The following is a 24463-nucleotide window of genomic DNA, read 5'->3' as shown; positions in this document are numbered from 1 at the left end:
GGTGGGGCGGGCGCCGTCGAGCGTCGGTGTCCAGGATCGCGCTCTCCCGCCCCCAGGGGAACCGTGACCGGGGTGCTGTCCACCTGGTTGGGGGCTGCGGAGGCGAGGTGCGCGACAGGTGTCCGCTTACTCGGCTGTTCCGGGCCTTCTAAGTGCATCGAGAACTCGGAGGTCGCCGTTCTCGCGCGCGACCACGGCGACTCCTGCGGAGTCGCCGGCAGGCCGGGCCGAGGGTGGCCGAGGGTCGGTGGCGCGGATCGACTGGGGCGAATGGACGGGTCGAAGTGAGGTAAGGCTATGCTTACCCGGGCTCCGCGCCGCGCCCACGAACAAGGCCCGCGCACCGGGCCGACGACCGACGCCCACGAACCACGGGAGATCCATGTCCACGCACCGACGGCGCCCCGCCGCCCTCGCCCTCGCCGCCCTGACCCTGCTCGCCCTCACCGGCTGCGGCGCCTCCGAGCAGATCGAGCCCGAGAGCACGGCCGCCGCGGGGGAGGGCACGACTTCGTACCCGCTCATGCTGGACAACTGCGGCACCGCGACCACCGTCACCGCCCCTCCGCAGCGGGTCGTCTCCCTCGACCAGAACTCGACCGAGATCCTGCTGTCCCTCGGCCTCGAGGACCGGATGGTCGGCACGGCCTCCTGGACCGACCCCGTGCTCGAGACCCTCGCCTCCGCGAACGAGAGCGTGCCGCGCCTGGCCGACAACGCGCCCACCTACGAGGTGCTGCTCGGTGCCGACCCGGACTTCGTCACCGCCTCCTTCGGCCGGCACTACGCGCCCGAGGGCGTCGCCTCGCGCGACCGCCTCGCCGAGACGGGGATCGGCTCCTACCTCGCCCCCTCCGACTGCGACAACGGAGCGAGCGTCAACGGCGGGAGCGGCACGCGCACCGTCCCGCTGACCGTCGACGTCCTCTACCAGGAGATCCACGAGCTGGCCGAGGTCTTCGACGTGCAGCAGCGCGGCGACGCCCTGGTCGCGCAGCTGCAGGAGCGCGCCGCCGCCGCCACCGAGGGGGTCGACCTCGGCGGCCGGAGCGTCGCCTTCTGGTTCGCCGACACCAAGACGCCCTACATGGCCGGCGGCTACAACTTCGCCTCGATGCTCGGCACCACGACCGGCATGACCAACGTCTTCGCCGACCGCACGGAGGACTGGCCCGCCGTGGGCTGGGAGAGCGTCGTCGCGGCCGACCCGGACGTCCTGGTCCTCGGCGACCTGCAGCGCGACCGCTTCCCCGGCGACCGCCTCGACGACAAGACCGCGTTCCTCCGCTCCGACCCGCTGACCAGCAGCCTGCCCGCGGTGCAGGACGGCCGCTTCATCGCGCTCCACGGCGCCGAGATGAACCCGTCGATCCGCTTCGTCGACGGGCTCGAGAAGATCCGCGCCTGGTGGGACGAGAACGGGGCCTCGCTCTGAGCACGCACACGGGCACGGGCACGGGCACGGGCACGGGCACGGGCACGGGCACGGGCGCGGGCACGGGCGCGGTCCTCGTCCGCCGGGTGCCGCGGGGCCTTGCCGCCGCCGCGCTGGTCGTCGGCGGGCTGCTCGCGCTGGCGCTCTCGGTCGGCGTCGCGGTGACGCTCGGCCCGGCCGACGTCTCGCTCGTGAACGTCCGCGACATCCTCCTCAACCACCTCGGGCTCGCCTCCGTCCCGGTGCGTGCGGCCGAGGACGCGATCGTCTGGCAGGAGCGCCTCCCGCGCGCACTCGTGGCCGCGGCCTGCGGGGCGGGGCTCGGCGTGTGCGGAGTGATCCTGCAGTCGCTGCTGCGCAATCCGCTCGCCGACCCGTTCGTGCTGGGCGTCTCCTCCGGAGCGTCCACGGGCGCGGTGCTCGTCGGCGTGCTCGGGGTCGGCGGAGGAGTGGTCGGGCTCTCCGGAGGCGCCTTCGTCGGCGCGCTGGTCGCCTTCGGCTTCGTGCTGCTGCTCACGCGGTTCTCGGCGGGCGGCACCTCGGGCGTGATCCTGGCGGGGGTGGCGAGCACCCAGCTGTTCTCGGCGCTGACCTCGCTGATCGTGTTCGCTCTCGCCGACTCGGACGAGACGCGCGGCGTGATGTTCTGGCTGCTCGGCTCCCTCGAGGGCATGCGCTGGGACGACGCGGCGCTGAGCGGAGGAGTCGTGCTGCTCGGCTCCGTGGTCTGCCTCGCCGCGGCGCGCACGCTCGACGCGTTCGCTTTCGGGGAGGACGTGGCTGCGTCGCTCGGCGTGCATGTGGGCCGCACCCGCCTCCTCCTGCTGGTGGTGACGGCCCTGCTGACGGCGACCCTGGTGAGCATCGCCGGCGCGATCGGCTTCGTGGGGCTGGTGCTGCCGCACGCCGCGCGACTCGTGTTCGGCCAGCGGCACTCGCGGGTGATCCCCGCGACGATCCTGCTCGGCGCGGTGTTCCTGGTGTGGGTCGACGCCGGATCGCGGGTGGCGTTCGCGCCGACTCCGCTGCCGGTGGGGGTCGGCACGGCACTCGTCGGCGTGCCGGTGTTCATGCTGCTGCTCCTGCGGCGGAGGGGCCGCTCGTGACGCTCGAGGCCGACCGGGTCTCGTGGCGCCGGGGCGGCCGCCTGGTGGTCGACGGGGTCTCGCTCCGCCCCGCTCCCGGCTCGACAGTGGGACTGCTCGGGCCCAACGGCTCGGGCAAGTCGTCGCTGCTGCGGCTGCTGCAGGGCACCGCGGCTCCGGACGCCGGCGTCGTCACCCTCGACGGCGCGCCGCTCCGCTCGCTCCGCCGCCGCGAGGTCGCCCGGGCCGTGGCCACGGTGACGCAGCAGGCCGAGACGGAGGCGGACCTCCCCGTCCGCGACGTCGTCCGGCTGGGGCGCACCCCGCACCGCTCCCTCCTGGGCGGAGACACGGCCGAGGATCTGAGCGCGATCGATCGCGCCCTCGAGCAGGTGGGCCTCGAGGCGAAGGCCGACCACCTCTGGCACACCCTCTCGGGCGGCGAGCGACAGCGCGCGCACATCGCCCGGGCGCTCGCGCAGGAGCCGCGCGAGCTGCTGCTGGACGAGCCGACCAACCACCTCGACATCCGCCATCAGCTGGAGCTGCTGGCCCTGGTGCGGGCGCTGCCGGTGACCACGGTCGTCGCGCTGCACGACCTCAACCTCGCGGCCCTCTTCTGCGACGCGCTGCTGGTGCTGCGCGAGGGGCGCGTGGTCGCGGGCGGCACCCCGGAGGAGGTGCTCACCCCGGCGCTGATCGCGGACGTCTACGGGGTGCGCGCCCGCGTGATCGTCGACGCCGGACGGCCGCACGTGCTGTTCGACTCCTGAATCCGCTGCCGCATCCTGACCCCACTGCCAGACGATCGTCGATCAGTCAACGGTCTCGTCCGTAGTGAGGAGCGCGTTCTACCGTCGGTGAACCGGCTTCGAGACCTCACAGGAGAGGTCCCCCTCGCGCTGGGCGAGGTGCTCTCCTGACGGAGGGCGATGGACGTGCCGGTGACGACGAGGGGAGTCGAGAGATGTCCAGAGACGACGTGGCACCGGGGCGGTTCGCGCGGTTCGTGAAGTGGGTCAACAAGGCCGACGGCTGGGAGCCGCAGTACCTGCGCGGGCGGGTCGTGGCCAAGAAGGACGGCGAGTGGATCGTCGCGGTCGACGGCGAGGAGCGCCGGATCGTGAAGAAGGAGTGGAGCGTCTACCGCTGACCCTCGGGGAGGACTCGTGATGCTGCCCGACCGGCGCACTCCCGAGATCAGAGAGGCCCGTCCCGGAGTCTTCGTGCTCGAGCTGCGCCGCACCCGCCGCCGGCCCGCCGAGGAGCTGGGCGTCCTGATCCGCGCGGGCACGACCTGGACGGTGCTGGGGCCCGAGGGCGTGCTCTCCGACGTGCCGAGCTTCCACGACGCCGTGGCGGCCCTGCGCGAGTAGCGAGGCACCACCGAGGTACCCGCGGCCCCGCTGAGTCGCCCGAGACGGTCGCCCGCTCCGGCGTGTCGACGACCGTCCCGGGCGCCTCGGCGCTGACGCGGAAGGGGACGGCGCGGCGGTGGTGCTGCCGAGGCGTGGGCCCGCCGCGCCTACAGCTGGCGGCCCGGACGCTGCACGCCGACGACGGTGACGGTCAGCGTCGCGGAAGTGCTCTGCGCGGCGGACGGCGCGGACTCCGAGAGGCGCACGGTCAAGCGGAGGTGGTCGGTCGCTCCGACGGCGAGGGCGGGGGAGCCGGGCAGGTCGAGGCGGGAGGCGGCGGGGCGGTCGGCCGACACGGTGGTGACGGTGCCGGGGCAGGTCGCGGCATCGGCCGACCAGGACAGCGAGCAGCGCTCGATCGCGAGCTGCAGGCCGTCCGAAAGGTCGGTGCCCGTGGCCGTCTGCAGCTGGAGGGCCGACATCGGCAGGGTCCCGGCGTTCGTCAGGTCGAGGAGGCGCCGGGCCGTGCCGCCGGGGACGAGTCCCGCGACGGGGACCGGCACGGTCGTCGCTCCGGTGCCGGTGAACGTCGCGATGACGGTGCCGGAGGCGACCCGCGCGCTCACGGAGCCCCGGTCCAGGAGCACGGCGGTGGCGGTGGCGGCGGCGCCGAGGACGAGCGCGCCGGCGACGAGTCCCGCCAGGCCGGCGCGGGAGACCACGCGGCGGCGGACCTCGGGGGAGTGGCGCGGGGCTCCGCGGTCGCGGGAGGACGGCCGGGCGCTGTGCCGTCCGTGCTCAGCGGGCGGACGCAGGGGCTCCGGGGGCGGCGTGCCGTCCGACGAGCGGTGCGCGCCGCTCACGGGGCGACCTCCGCGGGGCGGCGCCAGATGGCGATCAGGAGCGCGCCCACGATGACCGCGCCGCCCGCGGCGAAGAGCGCGAACCGCGCCTCCGGGTGGGCGAGGCCGATGCTCGGCCAGCCCAGCAGCGGCACCACCGAGCTCTCGCGCCAGATCCGCTCGTCCGCGATCGTCACGATCCACGGGTCGGCCGACTCGTTGTTGTCGCCCTTGGTGGTGAGCGCCAGCTGGCCGGGCTCGCGGCCGCGGAGTGCCGCCGCCTCCTCCTCGGAGTAGACGAGGGTGACGCGGTGGATGACGCGGCGGCCCGGATCGTCCGGGTCGGTGAAGACGATCACGTCGCCGGCGCGGATCGCGGCCTGGTCGACGGGCAGGGTGACGGCGAGGGAGCCGACGGGCATCCCGGGCGCCATCGAGTTCGACAGCACCGGCACGAGCCGCACGAGACCGAGCGCGGAGAGGACGAAGACGGCGATGCCGGCGACGGCCACGATCGTGACCAGGCCGCCGAGGAGAGCGCGGAGGGCCTTCACGCCTGCTCCCTCCGGTGACGACGGCGCGCCGCCGCGGCGAGCAGGGCGCCCGAGCCGAGGGCGAGCATCCCGCCCAGGAGCGCAGCGCCCAGGTCGCGGCCGGTGACGGCCAGCCCGCCGCCCGCCGCTCCGGGGAAGGAGCCGGGGCCGGGCGTCGCGGAGGGATCCTCCTCCGTCGTGCCCACGAGCACCCGCAGCGACGCCGCCGCGAGCTCGGTCCCGTTGCCGGCCGACTCCGGGAACAGGACGCGGACGCGCACGCCCACGGTGGCCCCGCGCTCGAGCGGACGGACACCGTCGAGCCGGCCGAGCGTCGCCGCGGGTCCGGATCCGAGCGGCATCGCGTCCTCCGGGCAGAGGTAGCGCTCGACCGTGCGCTCCCCGTCGACGACCTCGGCGACCGTGAACGCCGAGTCGCAGAGCTCGACGGACAGCTGGAGGCCGTCGCGCGGGTCCTGCGCCAGCGTCCCTCCGTCGACCGCGAAGGCCACGGAGACCCCCTGCGGCGACAGGCCGGTGCTGGTCACCTCGACCGCCCACTCGGCGCGGTCGCCCGGAGCGAGGTCGGTGAGGGATCCGGGCGCCGAGAGCTCGCGCACGTCGAGCACGCCGACGGGCTCGGCGCTCGCCGCGGGCGCGAGGAGCACCGCCGCGAGGACGGCGACGAGCGCACGGGCGTGGGGCATGGGGACGACTCCGGGAGGAAAGGGGGATGCCTCCGCCCCGCGCCGGTGGCGGCCGGGCAGGACGGAGGCGGTGGGGGACGGTCTACTTCTGGATGCCGGCGCGCTGGATCGCGGCGGCCGTGAAGGTGACCGTGGCGGAGGCGTTCTCGTACGCGTTGTCGGCCGCGGTCGGCAGGACGAGCTCGATCAGCGTGTTCAGCGTCACGTCACCGGCGTCCGAGGGGAAGGTCCCGGTCGTGGTGGGGGTGATGCCGAAGTTCGCCGGGGTGAAGTCGACCGCGCCGGCCTGGCCGCCGATGGACGACAGCTTGCCGGATCCGGTGACCGTGGTGGTCCCGCTGCAGGAATACGGGCCCGCCGGAGTCGTGGTGGGGGCGGTCGTCCAGGCGGTGGAGCAGGTCAGCAGGCGGTAGTCGAGGCCGTTCGGGCCGGAGACGAGAGACTGGCCGACACGGTTCTGGTCGGTGGTGTCGGATCCCACGACGTCGTTGGTGACGGCCTGCGAGAAGCGCACCGACGAGACGAGGTCGCCGTCGTTGGTGGCGTTCGGCAGGACGATCGTCACCGGGCGCTGGATGGTGTCTCCGGGCGCGATGTCCGTCACGATGAAGGTGCCGTCGAGGTTGATGTCGAGCTGTCCGGCGTCCGCGGTGACGCTGGCAGTCCCGGAGTCGGTGAACACGGCGAAGGCGCCGGCGCCGGCGAGGGCTCCCGCGGCGAGGAGGACGCCGCCGGTGAGGGCGATCTTCTTCCAGGGGCTGCGACGGGTGGGTGCTGTGGTGGTCATGGCGACCGTTCCTTTCTGGTGGGTGGTGCCCGGTGCGGGCGTGGTCTCCCTCACGAGGACACGTGCAGGACGAGAGGGGTGTCGGCGGGGAGGCATCAGCAGCCTCCGGCGGTGGTGACGGCCGGCTGGGCGACGGCGGTCGAGGCGGCGGACGCGACTCCGAGCCAGCGCTGCAGGTCCGGGCGGACCCGCCACTGGTAGCTGCGGCCCTCACCGACCCGGTCGTCGGTGAAGCTCGTCGCGGAGGCGGCGGGTGCCGCGATCACGGTCCAGGGGCCGGGCGTCGTCCCCGCGAGGCGGCGCTCGAGGGTCCAGCCGGTCGCTCCAGCGGCGGCCGACCAGCTCACGAGGGTGCTCGGCCGACCGGCCGTGCAGCTCGCGACGGGCGTGGCGACCACGGAGGAGCTGGTCCAGGCGCCGAGCCCGACCGCTCCGCTCGTGCTGCCGGTGCCGGAGAAGCCGCGCCGGACGAGGGGAGCGGGATCGACCCAGACCGTGATCGTGCCGCCCGCTGTGAGCGCGCCGTCCGTGACCGTGTACGCGATCGTCGCGCTCCCGGTCCAGCCGTCGGCCGCGGGCGTGTAGGTGCACGTGGATCCGGAGCAGGAGAAGGTTCCGCGCAGTCCCGCCGGGACGCTCGTTCCGGCCAGGGCGAGGGTCGTGCCCGCGTCCTCGTCGGTGTCGTTGGCGAGCGGAGCGACGGTGACGGCGGGGCCGCCGGTGGTCGCGACCACGCGGTCGGGCCGGGCGACCGGCGCGCGGTTCAGCGCGGTGACGGTGACCGTGACCCGCACGTTCCAGGTGCCGTACTGGCCCGAGAGGGAGTAGTCGAAGACGTCGGTGCCGACGAAGGCGGCGATCGGGCGGTAGGTGCACTGGCCGCGGGTCGCTCCGCTCGCGACGCAGGAGACGGACCCCTGCACGGGAGTGGCGGGGGCGGGGGTCGCCGCGCCTCCGATCGCCCTCGGGGTCGCCGAGAGCTGCGCGCGCGAGAAGGTCGCTCCGGTCGCGGCGGGCCCGTCGTTCGCGAGCACGTCGATCACGACCGATCCGCCCTGCACGACCGTCGCGGCGTCGGCCGCCGGATCGGGGATCACCGAGATGCTCACCGAGGCCGTGCGGGTGAACGCCACGCCGGTCGGGCCGGTCGCCGTCGCCGTGGCGGTGTTGGCGATCGTGCCGGCGGTGACGTCGGCGGCGGTGGTCGTGTAGGCGGCGGTCGCGGTGACGACCTGGCCGGGCAGCAGTCGTCCGGAAGTGCCCGGCCAGGAGTAGGTGAGAGCGGAGAGCCCGCTCTTGGGGTCGCTGATCGCGACCGCGGTGAGGGTGGTGGTGCCGGTGTTGGTCGCGCGGAAGGTGTAGGTCACCACGGTGCCGGCGGCGCTGATGAAGGCGGGGTTCGCGGTCTTGGCGAGCGCGAGGTCGTTCGTGCGGGTGATCGTCACCGTCCGCGAGGCGGTGGCCGTGACGACGGCGCCCGTCGGAGGGGTGCCGGTCGCGGTGGCGGTGTTGAGGACCTGGCCCGCGTCGACGTCGGCCTGCGTGAGCGTGTACGAGGCGGTCGCGGTGACCGACTGGCCGATCTCGAGGCGCCCGGCGGTCCCCGGCCAGGAGTAGGCGAGCGCGGAGAGACCGCTCTTGGGGTCGGTGACTGCGACGGAGCTCAGCCCGGTGTTGCCCGTGTTGGTGGCGGTGAAGCTGTAGGAGACGGTCGAGCCCACGGCGGCGCCGGTCGGGATCGTGCCGTTCTTCGTCAGCGAGATCGAGGGCGCGTAGCGGATCGGCGTGGTGGCCGTGGAGGTCGCGGTGACCGTCACGGGCGAGGCTGCCAGCGTGCGCCCGCTGACCGTGGCGGTGTTGGTGACGGCCGTGCCCTTGTCGATGTCGGTCTGAAGGACCGTGTACGGCGCCGACGTGAAGGTGGCGCTCGCTCCGGGGGCGAGCTGCGTCGAGGCGGGCGTGATGCCGGTGACCTTCGGGTCGGCGACGGCGACCGTCTGCAGTGTGACGTTGCCGGAGTTGAGGGCGAGGAAGGAGTAGCGGATCTGCTCTCCGGCGTCGGCCTGGGCGTTGCCGTTCGTGTCGGTGAGCAGGGCGGTCTTGGTGAGGGTCAGAGCGGGAGCCGGGGTGGCGATGGGGGCGGTGGCGGTGGCGGTCCTGCTCGTGACGGGGGTCGTTGTCACGACGTTCGAGATCGTCTCCGTCTTCGTCGCTGCAGCGGTCGCCGTGTTGACGAACGAGCCGGCCACCGCTTCGGCGGCCGTGACCGTATGGGATCCCGTGCAGATGGTGGAGGCGAGCGGGAGCAGGGTCGTCGTCGGACAGGAGATGCTCGCGGCCTTCGGGTCCGTGACGACGATCCCGGTGAGCGTGCCCCGGATGGATCCGTTCGTGACGACGAACTGGTAGGGGATGACGGATCCCTCGGCGTAGGCGACGGGCTGCGTGGTGGTGCGGTCGATCTGCTTGACCAGAGTGATGTCGTCGAGAGTGTTGATGGACGAGACGGAGACGTTGCGGACGAGGTGGGTGTCGTTCGATCCACCGGTGGACGCCGTGAAGCCGAGCTTGTAGGTCGAGGGCGCTGCGGTCGGCATCGTGAACTGCATCAGCTGCGTCAGCGCGGAGGCGGCCATTCCCGCCGAGGTGCCCCAGTAGACCGTGACGACGGGGGAGGCCGTGGCGGACACGGTGATCCGCACGGTCCTGCCGTAGCTCGCGGGCGGATTGCCCGACGAGACGGTGATCGGGGTGCGGACGGAGGTGAGCGTCGGCGGCGGCGCGGCCTGCAGGAAGCAGTAGCCGGTCTGGCCCTGGCCTGCACCGCGGGCGACGATCTGATTCGCGACCTGGCCCTGGCCTGAGCCGGAGGGGCACCCGAATCCGAGTCCGTAGGTGGGCGGGGCGTTGGGTGTCGTGCTCTGCGTGGGAGGTCTGGCCGAGAAGTTCCCGTAGGCGTCGATGCCGATGCCGAGATAGCCGCCGTTCACACCCTCGACGGTCGCGGACTGACCGTAGCCGAGCGAGCCGCCAGGGGCTCCGGCCGCCGTCAGGGACTTCGAGCCGTCCGTGAGGAAGAAGCCGATGCCGTCTGCTCCGAGGAGGCCGAGGGCGGAGCTGTACTGGTACTGGTCGAACTGGACGTCGATGCCGCCCGCGGCAGGAATGGGCCGGTTGAAGACCGCGCCGCCCTTGGCGTCGTTGCGGGCATCGGTGAGCTGGAGGAAGCCTGGACTCGTCGCGGCGACGGGGGCTTGAGTCCGGTTGGCGCAGACGCCGAGGTTCGAGGACCCGGCCGGGGGTGCGGTCGTCGCCCGGGTGATGCAGCCCCCGTCGAGCGCCTGCCAGGCCGAGTCCGCGACGCTGGTGCCGCCGAAGCCCTCCTGGAGCAGGACCGTGGCCGCCGCAGCTCTCGTCGCCGGCAGAACCACGAGGACGGCGGCGAGCAGGAGCAGCACCAGGCCGAGGGCGATCGAGCGGTCGTGGCTCGGTCGGGCATGCGCGTTCGACACGGATCGACCTCCCCCCGGGGCGCCTCGCCGGGCCTTCCGGATGGAGCGGGATCACGATAGGTCGCGGCTCGGAGGCGCCCTGTCCCCCTGAGACGGGACGTGGGCGGCGGACGACGGGCCCTCGATCCGGTCGGCACTCAGAGGGGGGAGAGCAGGCGCTGAACCAGCGATCAGGTCGTGCTCAGATAACGAGACTCATCCGGGGGTCTCCCGCGAGAGTGTTGACGTGCGCATGGCCCTCGCGCCGGGCGCACGGCGGCCTGGATCCGTGCCGGCCCCGTGCCGCCCCGGAGTTCCGCCACCGACACGATGCAGTTCCGCTCCCGTGGCGGGCATCTCCAGAGCAGTGGCGCGAGATAGCGCTCTCACCAGGACCTTCTCCGGATCGCTCCGCCGCTGAACGCCAGGTGGGAGCGCCGCCGCGGGTGTCCCTGAAGCGGGTCTGGTGGTCGCGCGGCGGACGCGGGAGGATGCACTCGCGCCTGCCCGTCCGCACGGTCCCCCGAAGGACCGCACCGCGCCCCCTCCACGGTGGTCCGATCCGGACCGCAGCACCCCCCTCACACCTTCCGGTCAGGCTCCGCCGACCGAGCAGCCCTCTCCACGTCGGGATCCCATGTCCTCTCCTGCGCGCCACAGCCGCCGTCTCGTCCTCACCGGAGCCGCCCTCGGCGTCGGATCCGCCTTCGCCTACGCGATGACCGCGTCCGCGGCGCCCGACTACAGCGTGATCCCGCCGCTGCCCAACGAGCTCGGGCGCAGCGACACGGCGATCTCGCGCGTGGGGAAGAAGCCGTATCAGATCATCGACGTGATGATCGGCACCGACCGCGCGCGGCTCTTCGTCCCGCACACCGCGGTCCCCTCGCAGCGGATCGGCCGGGTCGTCTACTGGTACTACCACGCCAACGGGAGCACCTACGCGGCCCTGTCCGGCGCCTACCAGTACAGCGCCGACCAGGCCGTCGACAAGGGCGTCATCTCGATCTGCCCCAACTACGGCGGCAGCATCTACACGAACAAGCGGGCCGTCGCCATGCAGGTGGACGCGGTCGCCTGGTTCCAGAAGACGTGGCGAATCGGCGCGAGCTTCCTCCGCTCGAACTCCGGCGGCGGAGCGCTGCTCTGCTGGGCGTACGGCAACAAGCTGGTCCCCGAGATCCGCGGCGCGTACCACGCGGCCGGCGTCTACGACATGGCCGACATGGCCCGCCGCGATCCGGGGCGCGTACTGCCGGACTACGACAACGACCCCTCGACGATCCCGGCGACCGACCCCGCGCTGCTGCCGCAGGCCTCGTGGGCGGGGGCGCGGATCCGCACGACCGGCTCGACGGAGGACGTCCTCGTCCCGATCGCCGTGCACGGAGGGGCGTGGGTCGCGCTCGCGAAGCCCGTCGCGAAGGAGGCGGTGGTCCTCTACACGCCGACCGAGGGCGCTCCGAACGGCCACAACGTGCCGAGCCTGACGAACAAGGACATGCTCGACACGTTCGACCGCTGGCTCGCGGAGCAGCCGGTCGTTCCGCTGCCCGACGAGCCCGCCTCGTCGATCCCCGGCGAGGGCACGTACCAGAACTCCTCGCCGCTCATCACGACGGCGGGCACCTGGAGCACGATCTCCTCCTCCGCCGACAGCGGTGGGAGCATCAGCTACTCCAGCTCGGCCGGAGCGTCCGCGAGCTTCCGCTTCTCGGGCACGGGCGTCAGCTGGGTGAGCCGGATGACGGCGACCTCCGGCATCAACGAGGTGCTGCTCGACGGCGTCCTTGTCGCCACCGTCGACCGCTACAGCCCCACGACCCGCTCGGGTCAGACGGTCTGGACGAGCGGGCCGATCGCCGCCGGCACCCACACGGTCACGATCCGCCGCGGGACGACGCGCAACCCGGCGTCCACCGGATCCACGCTGATCCTCGACGCCTTCGTCGTGACCGCGGGGACCGTCTCCACGTCGACGCCCACCCCCACCGCGACGGCGTCTCCGACCAGCACGCCGACGCCCACCGACACGCCGACTCCGACCGAGACCCCGACGGCCACGTCCACGCCCACCCCGACCTCGACGCTGCCGGCGGCGGGGACGTACCAGAACGGAGCCGCCGTCATCGCGACGGTCGGCACCTGGGCGACGCTCTCGAGCACCGCCGACAGCGGCGGCAGCATCTCGTACTCCAGCACCTCCACGGCCTCGGCGACCCTCCGCTTCCGGGGCACGAAGGTCAGCTGGGTGAGCCGGATCACCCCGACCTCGGGCATCAACGAGGTCCTGATCGACGGCGTGCTCGTCGCCTCCGTCGACCGCTACAGCGCCACGAACCGCTCGGCCCGCACCGTGTTCACCAGCAGCACCCTCAGTGCCGGCGAGCACACCATCACCATCCGCCGCGGCAGCAAGCGCAACGCCGCCTCCACGGGCAACTCGCTGATCCTGGACGCCTTCGTCGTCGTGTGAGCCGCTCGGGCACCCGAGCCGCCCGCGTGATTCCGGACAGAGGACGCGGGCGGGCTCGGGTGGTCGGGTGTTCGGGGGCTCGTGGAGGGGGCCCTTGTCGCTGAGGCGCTCGCTCGGCGCCCACTGCGTCGAGTCGCCCGGGGATGCAGCTCTTAGCGTTCTCGGAACCGTCTCGGGCACCTCAGCGGGCCTCGCGCGAGGCGGCCCGTGCGAGCATGCGGGGATGAGAACGCTGATCCTCGGAGGCACGGGCTGGCTCGGCGGGCACCTCGCGGCGGAGGCGCTGCGGCGCGGCCACGACGTGACCTGCCTCGCGCGGGGGACGGCCGTGCCCGCGGGGGTGTCTCTCGTCCGGGCCGACCGCGACCGCGAGGACGCTCTCGACGCCGTGGCTGCGGCACCGTGGGACGCGGTGATCGACGTCTCCTCGACCCCGCGGCACGTCCGCCGATCCGTCCGCGACCTGCGCTGCAGCGCCTACGTCCTCGTCTCGACCACGAGCGTCTACGCCGAGAACGCGGTTGTCGGCGCGGACGAGGACGCCGAGCTGCTCCCTCCCTCCGACGACCCCGCCTCGTACGGCGCCGCGAAGGCCGCCTGCGAGCAGACCGTGCTTGCCGGATCCGCGCCGTCCCTGATCGCGCGCGCCGGCCTGATCGGCGGCCCCGGCGACCCGACGAGCCGCTCCTCCTACTGGCCCTGGCGCTTCAGCGCGCGGTCCGGGCCCGTGCTGGTGCCGGATGCGCCCGAGCTGCCGACGTCCGTGGTCGACGTGCGGGACCTCGCCGCCTGGCTGGTGGCGTCCGCCGAGGCGCGGGTGGAGGGCGTGATGAACGTCTGCGGGACCCCCGTGCCGTTCGGCGAGCACCTCGCCGCGGCGCGGAGCGGATCGTCCGCCGAGCCGGTCGCCGTGCCGGAGGAGTGGCTGCTCGAGCGCGGCGTCGGCCAGTGGGCGGGCCCCGGCTCGCTCCCGCTGTGGATCGCGGACCCGGACTGGCGCGGCATGAACGCCCGCTCCACGGCACGGGCCGAAGCCGCGGGCTTCGAGCGCCGCGAGCTCGCCGAGACGCTGCGGGACGCGGCGGCCGCGCACGTGCCGGGACGCGGCGCCGGGCTGGGGGAGGAGCGGGAGCGGGAGCTGCTGGGGGAGTGGGGTGCGGGGCGGGATTGAGGAGACGGGCCGTCTGGGCTGAGTCGATCGGACAGGGGCGGCTGGGGGAGTGCGGACATGCTCGGGCGGCAGTCGTCCGCCCGAGCACGCGATCAGCGTGTGATCGGCGTCAGGAAACCCAGTACCCGCCGGATGCTCCGAGCACCACCTTCCCCTGCCGAACCGCATCGTCGATGGACTGAGCGACCAGACCGCGGATGTTGTCGGTCATGCGGAGGATTCCGAGAGTGGTCATCGTCGCCCTGACCAGGGCGTAGTGATCGATACCGGGAGTCGCGCGAACACACTGCGAGACGGCGTTCGCGGCCTCGAAGGGGTCGATGTGCTCGTACACCCGGTCGACTCCGAGGTAGACACCCGTCCGAGCCCCGTCGTAGTCGTCGGGCCCGAGACCCGCAGGCCAGAGGAATCCCGGATCCGCCAGGCGCCGGAAGTGCTCGGGGAAGCAGTCGACGATGCTGTCGACCCGGGCTGTGCTGACCTTGTTCAGCTCGAAGGCCCCGGCGATGAGCTTGGCCGCGCGCGTCTCGTGGAGGGGCCCCTCCGCCTCGACCACCTCGGACACCAGCTCGGCGATGGCGCGGCGGGACGACTCTGCGGGGAGGGCGTTCAGCACGTCCTTCGACCCGACCACGCGTTCCCGCCAGGCGGTGTACGTCGTGATGCCGCCCTGTCCGTTCGCCCCGGGCCGCTCCGGTGCTGCGGGTACGGAGACGGGCTCGGAGCGTGATCGGAAGGTCCCGGCGACGACGTGGAAGCTCCGTGCCAGTTCCGGTGCGTCGGCGACGAGATCGACGACCTCGGGTTGTGGCGGGGTCGGAGCCGAGGGCTCGGCCTCCGGCGGCTCGACCTCAGGTGTCGACGCCTGCTCGTCCCGCACCAGATCGTCCGCTCGCCGGACCGCGTCCCGCAGGCGCTCGATCACCGCGTCGCGATCGGCCAGCCATTCCGGCAGCCACACCCGCTCGACGGCGGGCCAGCCCATCGCGTTCTTGAGCACGGCGCCGGGGAGTCCGTCGCGGTCGCTGACGGTGCGACGACGGCGCCAGGAGGCTCCGTCCAGCAGCACGGCGACGAGAGGCCGGCCGGGCTGCTCCGCGGTCGCCAGCGCGATGTCGACGCGGAACTCCGACAGGCCCACGTCGATGCGAGCGGCGAGGCCCGCCTCGATGAGGGCCGCGGCGAGCTCGTCGCGGTGCGCGTCGGGGTGCGGGAGCCTGTCGAGGGCGTCGTTCACTCCACCGGAGCCCGCCTGCGCGAGCTGCAGATAGGCCTTCAGGTGCTTCACGCCGACGGACTGGGTGTCGTCCGCTCGCAGCTCGGCCGGGTCGAAGCTGCAGAAGAGGACGACCTGCCGGCGGGCGCGGGTGATGGCGACGTTCCAGCGCCGTTCGCCCCCGGCACGGGTGAGCGGACCGAACTGCAGAGGGACCACGCCCTTCTCGTTCGCGCTGAATGCGATCGAGAACAGGATCGTGTCCCGCTCGTCGCCCTGCACGTTCTCGAGGTTCTTCACGAACAGCCCGTCGGTGATGTCGAGCGACCGGGCGATGCGGGGGTCGGACGAGCTCCGGAGCAGGCCGTCGATCAGATCGCGCTGCTGCGCGTTGAACGTGATGATGCCGAGGGACGGGACGACGTCCGGCGACGCGTCGAAGCGGCGGTGGACCTCGGCGACGATCGCTTCGGCCTCCGCCGCGTTCGTGCGCAGAGCCTTGCCTCGACCGGTGCGGATGAAGGTGCCCGCCACGCGGACGAAGGAGATGCCGTAGCACTCCTGTCCGTCGCCGGTGTCATCGGCGTGCGGGGTCGGGAAGGACGAGAGCCGGCTGTCGTAGTAGCGGCTGTTGCTGAAGGCGATGAGCCGCTCGTCCTGGCTTCGGTAGTGCCAGGACAGCCAGCGCGACGGGACCCTCGCCTGCGACGCCTCGGACAGGATCGACTCCTCGTCCACGACGGTGTCCGCCGGAAGCGTCTCGTCCTCGACCGCGCCCGTCTCGGCGAAGCTCGTCGGCGGCATCTGCTTGCTGTCTCCGACGATGACGGCGCTGCGCGCCCGTCCGAGCGCACCCACGGCGTCGGCGACGCGGACCTGCGACGCCTCGTCGAAGACGACGATGTCGTAGAGGTCCGCGTCGACCGGCAGGAACCGGGCGACCGACTCGGGACTCATCAGGGTGCAGGGCGCGAGCCGGGTGATGAGCGGACCGAAGTCGTTCATCAGGCGGCGCACCTTGAAGCCGCGCGCTTTGTACTCGAGCTGGCGCTTGAGCCCGCCCATCATCGATGCGGGAAGCGAGCTCAGGTCCCGACGGGCGAGCACCTGCGACGGGATGATGCGCGGCAGCTCGTTCCGCACGGCGCTGGCGCTGGTCGTGTAACGGCCGAGGAGCCGCTCGTGCGCGGCGGTCTGGAACCCGCCGAGCTCCGTGCTGGCCAACCGCTCATCGACCGAGGAGGCGGCGAGACCCTTCTCGAAGGCCAGGAGCGCGTCGTCGACGTCTCCTCCGCCCTCGAGGTACTGCCGGCGGGCCATCGACATCCCCGCTTCCCGGAGCGGTTCGAGGCGCTCCAGGAAGGCCAGCCAGGTCTCGAGCGAGCGGACAGCACCTCGCCCGCTGCCGCGCTCGGTCGCGGACTGCCGCCAGGCCTCCACGACGGGTCTGCCGCCCGCCCAGTCGGACAGCTCCTCCGACGGTGCTCCGGCGACCTGCAGCAGGGAGCGGTGGGCGTCGATGAAGCGCTGCAGTGCCGCGCCCAGGACTGCGCGGTCGGGACGGGCGTAGACCGACCGGATCAGGTCGCGGTCGACCGCTCCGTTCGCCTCCTCGCCGACCACGACGAGCCGTCGCAGGGTGCGCAGCACGCCGATCTCGGCCGAGATCCGTCGGAGGGTCTCGCCGTCGAAGGCGTTCCACCGCTCGGGGGCGATCGGTGCGGGGACCTGCCGGACGAGCTCGCGGAGGTAGAGGGCGTGCTGACGAGCCAGGAGGACGCGGTCGATCAGGGCGACGAGGCCGTCGAGAGGAACGCTCTCCGGTCCGGAGCGGAGGTACGGAGCGAGGCGGTCGCGGACCGATCGGCGCAGCTTCTTGCGCGCGAGCAGCCCGGCTCCGTCCGCGGCGACCGCCGCCGCGCGGATGTCGTCCAGGTCCGCGTCGATCACCCTCTCGTGGATGACGTCGAGCACGTCGAAGCGGAGCGGGGCGAGGCGCCGCAGCTCCTCCTGCGCGTGGGCGAGGTGCGCGTCCCATCCCTGCTCGATGAACAGGTCGAGCGTGGCGAGCGGCCGTTCGTCCGCCTCCGAGGCGCGGATCGCCGGCTCGAGCAGTGCCGGGTCGGACGCCGCCGCCAGCGCCGGTGCCGGGAAGTCGAGGCGATCGAGCTCGAGGAGCACTGCGTCCAGTTCGTCGGCCGCGTCGGCGACCTCCCCGGCGAGGCCGGGGGCGAGGCGGGAGGGGGAGACGAAGGACCACGGGTGCCCAGGCCGGGGCCGGGCCGCGTGGAAGTCGTCCGGGAGCAGCCGCAGCGCCCGCCGGATCGCGTCGAACTGCTCGAGCGTGCCGTTCTCGACGAACCGGCGCGGCACGTCGAGAGCCTGGATGTGCTGCTCGGCGAGGACCTCCCGCTGGTGCGCTTCGTAGAGGGAGTATCCGGCGCCGTTCTCCTCGTGCACGTGGTCGGCGTAGCGGCGCAGCTGGCGCGTCGTCGACTCGACCGTGTCCTGCTGGTTCGCGAAGCCGTGCGAGTCGGGCTGCACCGAGAAGTCGAGCGCGGCGCGGATCTGCGCCCGGGCCTCGGCCGGACGGGCGCCCTTGTCGTGGAGGTCGAGGCAGAAGGGGCCGAGCCCGACCTCCTCCAGGCGCCGCTTCACGACATCGAGTGCCGCCCGCTTCTCGGCGACGAAGAGGACGCGCTTGCCCTCGGCGAGCGACCTCGCGAGCAGATTGGTGATGGTCTGCGACTTGCCCGTCCCGGGAGGGCCCTCGAGGACGAACGTCTTCCCGGCCACTGCGGCCGCGACGGCTTCGAGCTGCGAGGCGTCGGCAGGAACCGGCACCTGGGCGGAGAGCTCGTCGAGATCGAGGTCGAGCTCCTCGCCCGCCGGGTCCTCGAACGCCTCGAGCGGCGTGTTGATCAGATGGGAGACGAGGGGATTGCGAGCCAGGACCTCCCACTGCTCGTCGAGGTCACGCCACAGCCGGAACTTGGCGAACTGCAGCACCGCGAGGTCGACCGTCTCCTCGACGCGGAAGGGAAGGCCGCGCTCGGTCAGGGTCGCTCGCACGGAGTCGAAGACGGCGCGCAGGTCGATGCCCGACTCGTCCTCGGCCGGCGCGGCGAGGCCGGGCAGGTCGAGTCCGACGCTGACCTTGAGCTTCTCCACCAGGCAGAAGTTGGGAGTCGACGAGCCGGACTCGTCGAGCGTGATCGTGAAGACGGAGCCGCGGGCCGTCTCCTTGATCGTGACCGGCACGAGGACCATCGGCGACCTGAGCTCCCGGTCGTCGAGCGTCCAGTGCAGAGTCCCGAACGCGAGGTAGAGGTTGTTCGCGCCGGTCTCCTCGACGATCGTCTTCGCCGACGCGGCGAACTTGCGGAGCTTGTCGGTGTAGGCGGCGGCGGTGACGTCAGCGAAGACCCTCTTCTTCGTGACGAGCATGTCGTGGCGCAGTCCTGACGGCAGGTCCCTTCCGAACCGGATGCCGCGCTCGCGCTCGATCTCGGGGATGTCGTCCGAGGGCGCAAGGTGGATGGACGTGCCCTGATTGACGATGTCCTCGAAGAGAGCGGCGTCCGAGTCGGAGACGGCCAGCGAGAAGCCCGCACGATCGGTGTAGTTGATGAGCCGGTTCCGGAGACTCAGATCGAGGAGCGCGTTCTTCCAGGTCGCGACTCGGGCGGGCCCGGTCTCGACTTCTCGGCGCCGCCCTCGTCCTGTTCCGGTGAAATCGAGGACGAAGGAGGTGGCCCGGGGCGTGTACTCGTGCACCGTGTACTCGCCCTGAGCGCTCACCGCCCGGCTGGGAAGCGGGTAGAGCCCGCTGTTCCGCGCCTCTCGCACATCGACGACTCCGAGCAGGCTGCTGCTGCCGGCGACCAGGTGCGAGCGGGCAGCGGCATGCGCCCGCTGCATGCTCTGCGAATCGCCGGTCAGCATGGTCGTCTCGACGACACGGATCCTGTCCATGTCAGCGAGATTCAGGGCCGCGCTCGCATCGAGCGAACCGGCACTGCCGAGGGTCGAATCGACTCGCCAGTACCCGAGGAAGATGTGCCCGGGCAGGAGCCAGAGAGTGCTGTTGATGCCCGCCTGCTCGAGGGCTGCGGCGAGGGTCACGGTGAGATCGAGGCAGGTTCCGAGTCCTCCCTCGAGGACCTCGGCCGGTGTGCGCACCTTCTGCCCGTCCTCGCCCCAGCTCGCCGGAGGCTCGCTGTATGCGATGTCACGAGCCCGCATCGCGTCCCAGATGGATTCGACGATGGCGTCGACCCTCTCCTCGCTCTGACTCTGGTAGCCGTCGAGGTCGGATCGACCGGTCGCGTCGTCGAGTCTCTCCGAAGCCTCGTGAAGCACGGTCGCGACGACCGTCGCGTTCGGCTGGACGAAGGAGGAGAGCAGCTCCAGCCCCAGCTGGAGCGGCCGCGCCTTCCACTCGCTCGCAGCGAGGATCGTCACGGCGACCGAGGTCTCCGCCACGCTGTCTCCGTCCTCGGTTCTGAGGACGGCGCGGATGACACCCGGCCGGCGCTGCTCGACGGCGAGCATCCGGGCCGGATCGAGGGAGAGCGCCACGTTCTCGAGCGACTTGTCCTGGCCGGGGGCGAGGTCGAGTCGCAGAGTCCGGGGGCCGCCGAGCGAGCCGTTCGCGTCGCGGACTTCGAGGTCCAGGGACGCTCCCCGCAGCTCTTCTCCGCGATTGCGCACGGTGATCCGAGTGACGGGCTGGATCCGGGCGTTGGCCATCGCGTAGGAGAGCTCGTCGTGGGCCTCGATCTCCATCGTCACGGGATCGTCGTCATCGATGGCCGGGAGGTCTGCATTCGAGTCGTCCCGCAGGGTCGGCGCATCGGCGTAGCGGGCTGATCCGCGAGGCCGACGGAGGACTGGTTCGGGCTCGTGCTCGGCGTCGGGCGAGGCGGGATCGCCGGGGACCGCGACAGGCGAAACGGCGTCGGACGGTAGGAGGTCGGGGGAACTGGCCGCGCCGGATCGTCCGGGTGGCTGTTCCCCCGCGTCCTGAAGGACCACCTCCTCCCGTGTCGACGAGGGAGCAGTCGGACGCGCATCCGACGGCTCTGAGAGGAAGGCGCGCCGCATCTCGCCGAGCTCCTCTGCCAAGTGGTCCATGGCGACTTCCTGCAGCAGGGTCTGAGCGGTCTCGATCGCACGGTTCGTGCGGGCACGGTCGAAGGGCTCGTTGTGCGCCCAGAGGTTGCGAACCCGCTTGAGGTCGCGGAGGCAGTCCTCGGCTGTACGGCTGATGGCGTGCTCGAAGGGCTTCCCCAGCGGATCGATCCGCTCCGTGAGAACCGAGACGAGGAGGGGGAGATCCCGGGCGCCGTAGTGCAGGCGCTGCTTCCCCAGCTCCCGATCCCGCCGCTCCAGGACGACCGTCCAGTCCTCGTCGGGCCCGATGTGCTTCTTGAGCACACTGTTCACCGTCGGCAGCAGACCGTCGACGACGGTGGCGAGCGCACGCTCGACCAGCTGGCGGTACTCGAGATCGTTCATGCGACGGGTTCCCCTTCGGCCCGAGACACGGTGTGCCACGAGATTTCTCGATCCTATTGACGGCCCCCGACAACGGCGATTCCGGGGAGTCGGAATCAGCAGCCCAAGCCGTCAGTTCGTTCCCGCTGTGTCGAGATGTCCTGAGATGCGCCCGACGAGTACGACGCCGTGTGCTCCGAAAGCGTCGTCGAAATAGAGGCGTGGCGCCGTCCCCCGATGAGTGGCGAGCGGCACGTGGGCGAACATCTCGACCATGCCGTCCAATGCGATGCTCTCCGGGGCCCTGACCTGCCGCTGTCGGCGCATGCGCGGATCGTTCCGGACCGTCTCGCTCTCCTGCCAGGCCACCCGCGGGAACCGGTTGAAGCGGCCACCCGGCGTCCTCTCGATGTAAGCACGGAGCGAGTCGTCGAAGTCCCCCTCACGGCGGCATGCGACATAGGCAGAAGCTGTGGCGAGTGCGTCCCAGGCCTTCTTGACCGCCGCGACCCCGAGAGCGCTCTGCGCATCGAGCTCCCGCGTCTCGTCGCGGTCGCCGAGGAAGAGCAGCCCGTCGAGGCTCTGCATCCGGTCCAGCAGCTCTGCGAACGTCGCCGGATACTCGATCTCCGGTGCCGATCCGGCCTCTGCGATCGCCGCTGCGGCGTCCTTCGGGTACACGCTGAAGAGCCGTCGACTCAGCCGGGACTCGCGGTCCCTGGTCTCGATCAGCCGGTCGTAGAGATCGTCGTTCTGCTACACCAGTTCGTCGCGCTCCGCGCGGGCGAAGTCGAGTGCGTCACCCAATTCCAGCTGTCGGTGTGCCGCCTCTTCCGCCTGCTGCTGCGCCCTGCTGTACTGCTCGAAGAGGTCCTCGACGAAAGCGCGATCGAACTCGCCGGTCGCCGTCGCGATTGTCGCCTCCGCGAATCGGCGCTCCAGTTCCTGGTACGGGGTCGTCCGAGAGGCTCGGAGCAGCTCGTAGTCCGCCTCCCGCAGAACGCGAGGAAGGGGCGTCCGAGCGATAGCGGCGATCTGCGCGTTGCGGATCACCCGGTTGAGCCGGCGCCGGTCCGAGTCCGCCAGCGATCGCGCTTGAAGGATCCGGTGACGGAACCCGTCCGCGGGGCTGCCCGGCTCCGCGCCCGGAAGGAAGGTGCGCATGGCACCCGCCGGCACTCGATGGAAGCGGCCCAGCTGAGCGCTCAGTTCGTCGGCGACGGCCGCGGCGACCACGTAGCCGACGGCGAGACCCTGCGTCCCTCGAATGATCCGGCTCAGATCGTCGCTCCAGCGGTCGACGGGAACACCCTCCGGAGGCACGCTCACGTAGACCGCCCCGATCCGGGAGCCGTCACGGATGATGTCCGTCAGCTGTTCGACGTGCGAGGAGGACGCGATCACCTGGAGATCCGCCCACGGCTCGGCCTGTCCGTCCATGAGCGGTACAGCGTCGATCAGACGCGAGACGAATCGCGGAGTCCCGGTCTGCTGGGGCTCGACGCGGGTCTCGCCTCGGGAATCGGTGAGTGTCAGAGGCGGCGGCTCGATGTCGACCCACACCCACGTGCGATTCATGGTCTCGACGATCGTCACATCGATGAGCGCGAGTCGGCTCGTCGTCGCGCCTGCGTACCAGCGTGGCGGCTCCCACGTCTCGCTGAGCCGCCAGCGCCGCGCCGCGATCCCCCGTCCTTCGACCGCCGACACCTCGACGGTCGAATCGTCGACGCGTGCAGAACCCTGCTTCGGAAGGTCCTCGAAGCCTTTCTCGGCGAACCACTCGGCGACGATCGCCTCGATCCGATCGCGGTGCTCGATTGACGTCTCGGTGGAGAGGATGGAGCGGTAGCCCACGGGCATAGCGGTGTCCTTCGGCGGTGAAGCGGTTGTGGGAGGACTCTAACGAGAAGGGAGTGAATACCGGCCGGAGAATTCTCGCGCTGCAGTGCACGACACATGTCGTCTGTATTCTCGGCACTGGCCATTCCCGTCCTCATCCGATGACGTGCTGGCGAGAAGCGGAGATGCTCGTGTCCACAGATCCCACCCTGCTCTTCCTGCACGGCGTCGGCGCCGGCGATCCGGACGACCACTGGAAGGGCACGCTCGACACAGCGCTCAGAGGTGTCGGCTACCCCGGTCTCGGATCGATGCATGTCGTCGCTCCCAAGTACGCCCATCTGCTCAACGGCGCGAGCGGCCGGACGGTTGTCCCCCCTGTGGCGGCCAAGCAGCCGACGAGGGACGCCGCGAAGAGGAACCGACGGGAGTTCGAGGAGCGGACGGCCGCGATGGAGATCCGTCTCGGTCGGCACGATCAGGGCGTCGGATGGCTGGGCGGCGAAGCAGCAGTTGCGGCGGCCGCCGTGTCACCGCCGTTCAAGCAGGCGCACAACTACCTCAACGACTCCAATGTCCGTGCGGCGGTCCTCGCTCTGATCCTGGCGGCCGTGCCCGCCTCGGGAAGCCTCGTGATCATCGGGCACAGCCTCGGCTCGGTCATCGCAGCGGACCTGATCCGCCGCTTGCCCGTTGCAGTGCGCGTCACGGGTCTTCTCACCATCGGCAGCCCGCTCGCGAACGGCGGCTTCGACGTCGACAAGCTGCGCGACACCCTCCAGGAACCTCCGGCGAATCTCGACTGGTGGGTCAACGTCTGGAACGCGTCGGACCCCGTGGCTGCCCACCGCGGCCTGTCGTCGGTCTTCGACTACCTCCTCGACTTCCGGATCCAGACGAGGCAGGTGCCGATCGACAAGCGTGCTCATTCCGCAGGGGAGTACCTGTCGACTCCGGTCGTCGCCGAGACCGTCGGCTTCGCGCTCTTCGGCTCGCGGTCGAAAGAAGTCGACACGATCGACAGCGGCGTCGACATCCCGCTGGACGGAGTCGAATCGGCCGGACTTCTCGCCCTGCGCTACGCGCACCTGGCCAAGGAGCGACTCGAAGGCGATGTCGCCGAGCGCTTCGAGGGTGCCCTGCGGTACGTCCAGGCGTTCTCGATCGAAGAGATCCGAGCGAGGAACCTTCGTGAGAACAGGCCGTTGCCTTCGCAGGTCGCTCGCCTGGTCGTCGACCTCACTGATGTCGCCGCTCCCGCCCCTGAGCCGGTTCCCGCCGCCTATGTCAGCAAGGAGGAGGCGGTGGCCTTGATGACCGTTCTCGCGTCGGAGAACGTCATCAAGCCCTTCGAGATCACTGTTCCTCGTGAGACCTGGCAGGCGGCCATGGGGGACCTGACCGCAGAGCTCGGCCTGACGAGCAAGTTCGGCGCGGACGTCTTCACCGCCACGAAGGAGGCACAGGCCGCTCTCAGCGGTTCGCGCGGTCGCAACTGGATCAAGTGGGGTGCCATCGGAGCGGGTGCCGCCGCTCTGGTCGTCGCCACAGGCGGCCTGGCGCTCGCCGCGGGAACCGGACTGGCCGGAGCGGCTGTCATCACCAGCGCCCTCGCGAGCTTCGGACCGGGCGGCATGATCGGCGGACTGCTGACCGCCGGATCGCTGGTCACCGCGGGCGGCGGGGGTATCGCGTTCGGTCTGGCCAGTCCTGGCACCAGCGCTGACGTGGTCGAGGCTGTGGTCGTGCAACGCCTGTCGGCTTCACTGCTGCGACAGAAGCAGGGTCTCGATCCGGATCCCGAAGTGTGGGCGATCCTGACCCGGACAGAGATCGAGATCCGTCGTCAGCACGAGCGCTTGGACGAGTTCTCCGACCCGGACGCGGCGACGCTCAAGGATCTGACGCGGAAGATCGAGATCGTCGAGCGGGCCCTGGCGCATCTGACGGCGAAGGGCCTGGAACCGGTCTCCACCACGTACGAGGTCGAAGTCTGACGCTGTTTCCGAAGACGGGGCGAG

The 24463-nt window shown here is 71.6% G+C and carries 16 protein-coding genes; 8 read left to right on the top strand and 8 right to left on the bottom strand.

Features of this window, described 5'->3' with window-relative positions; genetic code table 11:
• Nucleotides 1-382 precede the first annotated feature (382 nt).
• The 5 genes from C5C33_RS07420 to C5C33_RS07400 all read left to right on the top strand — a co-directional run bounded on the left by C5C33_RS07420 (nt 383) and on the right by C5C33_RS07400 (nt 3896).
• Nucleotides 383-1435 carry an ABC transporter substrate-binding protein gene (locus C5C33_RS07420; RefSeq protein ID WP_104248045.1) on the top strand — a complete coding sequence of 351 codons (1053 nt, stop codon included), beginning with the start codon at nt 383-385 and terminating at the stop codon, nt 1433-1435.
• An 86-nt stretch (nt 1436-1521) separates the two neighbouring features.
• Nucleotides 1522-2541, top strand: coding sequence for an iron ABC transporter permease (locus C5C33_RS07415; protein ID WP_104260831.1), 1020 nt, complete (start codon nt 1522-1524; stop codon nt 2539-2541).
• Nucleotides 2538-3293 carry an ABC transporter ATP-binding protein gene (locus tag C5C33_RS07410; RefSeq protein ID WP_104260824.1) on the top strand — a complete coding sequence of 252 codons (756 nt, stop codon included), beginning with the start codon at nt 2538-2540 and terminating at the stop codon, nt 3291-3293. The genes C5C33_RS07415 and C5C33_RS07410 overlap by 4 nt, the downstream gene beginning before the upstream one ends.
• A gap of 194 nt (nt 3294-3487) precedes the next feature.
• Nucleotides 3488-3673, top strand: coding sequence for a hypothetical protein (locus C5C33_RS07405; protein ID WP_104223398.1), 186 nt, complete (start codon nt 3488-3490; stop codon nt 3671-3673).
• 19 nt (nt 3674-3692) lie between these two features.
• On the top strand, nt 3693-3896 hold the full coding sequence (locus C5C33_RS07400; RefSeq protein WP_104226362.1) for a hypothetical protein: 204 nt from the start codon (nt 3693-3695) through the stop codon (nt 3894-3896).
• Nucleotides 3897-4045: 149 nt separating this feature from the next.
• Here C5C33_RS07400 and C5C33_RS07395 read toward each other — a convergent pair whose 3' ends face one another.
• The 5 genes from C5C33_RS07395 to C5C33_RS07375 all read right to left on the bottom strand — a co-directional run bounded on the left by C5C33_RS07395 (nt 4046) and on the right by C5C33_RS07375 (nt 10259).
• Nucleotides 4046-4741: a peptidase gene (locus C5C33_RS07395; protein ID WP_104260823.1), complete on the bottom strand. Its 696-nt coding sequence runs from the start codon at nt 4739-4741 to the stop codon at nt 4046-4048.
• Nucleotides 4738-5274: a signal peptidase I gene (locus C5C33_RS07390; RefSeq protein WP_104223395.1), complete on the bottom strand. Its 537-nt coding sequence runs from the start codon at nt 5272-5274 to the stop codon at nt 4738-4740. Before C5C33_RS07390 ends, C5C33_RS07395 begins: the two co-directional genes overlap by 4 nt.
• Entirely contained in the window at nt 5271-5960 is a 690-nt protein-coding gene (locus tag C5C33_RS07385; protein WP_104223394.1) for a hypothetical protein, read from the bottom strand. The genes C5C33_RS07390 and C5C33_RS07385 overlap by 4 nt, the downstream gene beginning before the upstream one ends.
• 82 nt (nt 5961-6042) lie before the next feature.
• On the bottom strand, nt 6043-6747 hold the full coding sequence (locus tag C5C33_RS07380; RefSeq protein WP_104226366.1) for a TasA family protein: 705 nt from the start codon (nt 6745-6747) through the stop codon (nt 6043-6045).
• A gap of 95 nt (nt 6748-6842) precedes the next feature.
• Nucleotides 6843-10259: an Ig-like domain-containing protein gene (locus tag C5C33_RS07375; RefSeq protein WP_104260822.1), complete on the bottom strand. Its 3417-nt coding sequence runs from the start codon at nt 10257-10259 to the stop codon at nt 6843-6845.
• A gap of 616 nt (nt 10260-10875) precedes the next feature.
• Here C5C33_RS07375 and C5C33_RS18450 point away from each other — a divergent pair.
• Entirely contained in the window at nt 10876-12714 is a 1839-nt protein-coding gene (locus C5C33_RS18450) for a hypothetical protein (RefSeq protein ID WP_181027253.1), read from the top strand.
• A gap of 223 nt (nt 12715-12937) precedes the next feature.
• Nucleotides 12938-13885 (top strand): NAD-dependent epimerase/dehydratase family protein, encoded by a 948-nt coding sequence (locus C5C33_RS07365; protein WP_104260821.1) that lies wholly within the window; start codon nt 12938-12940, stop codon nt 13883-13885.
• A 109-nt stretch (nt 13886-13994) separates the two neighbouring features.
• On the opposite strand, the gene C5C33_RS07360 is transcribed toward C5C33_RS07365, so the two are convergent.
• The 3 genes from C5C33_RS07360 to C5C33_RS07350 all read right to left on the bottom strand — a co-directional run bounded on the left by C5C33_RS07360 (nt 13995) and on the right by C5C33_RS07350 (nt 22463).
• On the bottom strand, nt 13995-20621 hold the full coding sequence (locus C5C33_RS07360) for a DUF3320 domain-containing protein (protein ID WP_104260820.1): 6627 nt from the start codon (nt 20619-20621) through the stop codon (nt 13995-13997).
• A 111-nt stretch (nt 20622-20732) separates the two neighbouring features.
• Complete coding sequence (locus C5C33_RS07355) at nt 20733-21281, bottom strand: hypothetical protein (protein ID WP_104260819.1); 549 nt, start codon at nt 21279-21281, stop codon at nt 20733-20735.
• A gap of 75 nt (nt 21282-21356) precedes the next feature.
• Nucleotides 21357-22463 (bottom strand): hypothetical protein, encoded by a 1107-nt coding sequence (locus C5C33_RS07350; RefSeq protein WP_104260818.1) that lies wholly within the window; start codon nt 22461-22463, stop codon nt 21357-21359.
• A 53-nt stretch (nt 22464-22516) separates the two neighbouring features.
• Between C5C33_RS07350 and C5C33_RS07345 the strand changes: the two genes are divergently transcribed.
• Nucleotides 22517-24439 (top strand): hypothetical protein, encoded by a 1923-nt coding sequence (locus tag C5C33_RS07345; protein WP_258069195.1) that lies wholly within the window; start codon nt 22517-22519, stop codon nt 24437-24439.
• Nucleotides 24440-24463: the final 24 nt, after the last annotated feature.

The organism is Rathayibacter sp. AY1H3 (assembly GCF_002932015.1).
The sequence above is the reverse complement of the archived record's forward strand: the minus strand, read 5'-3'. Positions and strand labels throughout refer to the sequence as shown.

What these genes read in the sequence shown, in the direction of transcription:
- C5C33_RS07400 (WP_104226362.1), top strand. Translation starts at nt 3,693, where the DNA reads ATGCTGCCCGACCGGCGCACTCCCGAGATCAGAGAGGCCCGTCCCGGA.
- C5C33_RS18450 (WP_181027253.1), top strand. Translation starts at nt 10,876, where the DNA reads ATGTCCTCTCCTGCGCGCCACAGCCGCCGTCTCGTCCTCACCGGAGCC.
- C5C33_RS07365 (WP_104260821.1), top strand. Translation starts at nt 12,938, where the DNA reads ATGAGAACGCTGATCCTCGGAGGCACGGGCTGGCTCGGCGGGCACCTC.
- C5C33_RS07380 (WP_104226366.1), bottom strand. Translation starts at nt 6,747, where the DNA reads ATGACCACCACAGCACCCACCCGTCGCAGCCCCTGGAAGAAGATCGCC.
- C5C33_RS07405 (WP_104223398.1), top strand. Translation starts at nt 3,488, where the DNA reads ATGTCCAGAGACGACGTGGCACCGGGGCGGTTCGCGCGGTTCGTGAAG.
- C5C33_RS07385 (WP_104223394.1), bottom strand. Translation starts at nt 5,960, where the DNA reads ATGCCCCACGCCCGTGCGCTCGTCGCCGTCCTCGCGGCGGTGCTCCTC.
- C5C33_RS07360 (WP_104260820.1), bottom strand. Translation starts at nt 20,621, where the DNA reads ATGAACGATCTCGAGTACCGCCAGCTGGTCGAGCGTGCGCTCGCCACC.
- C5C33_RS07420 (WP_104248045.1), top strand. Translation starts at nt 383, where the DNA reads ATGTCCACGCACCGACGGCGCCCCGCCGCCCTCGCCCTCGCCGCCCTG.
- C5C33_RS07350 (WP_104260818.1), bottom strand. Translation starts at nt 22,463, where the DNA reads ATGCCCGTGGGCTACCGCTCCATCCTCTCCACCGAGACGTCAATCGAG.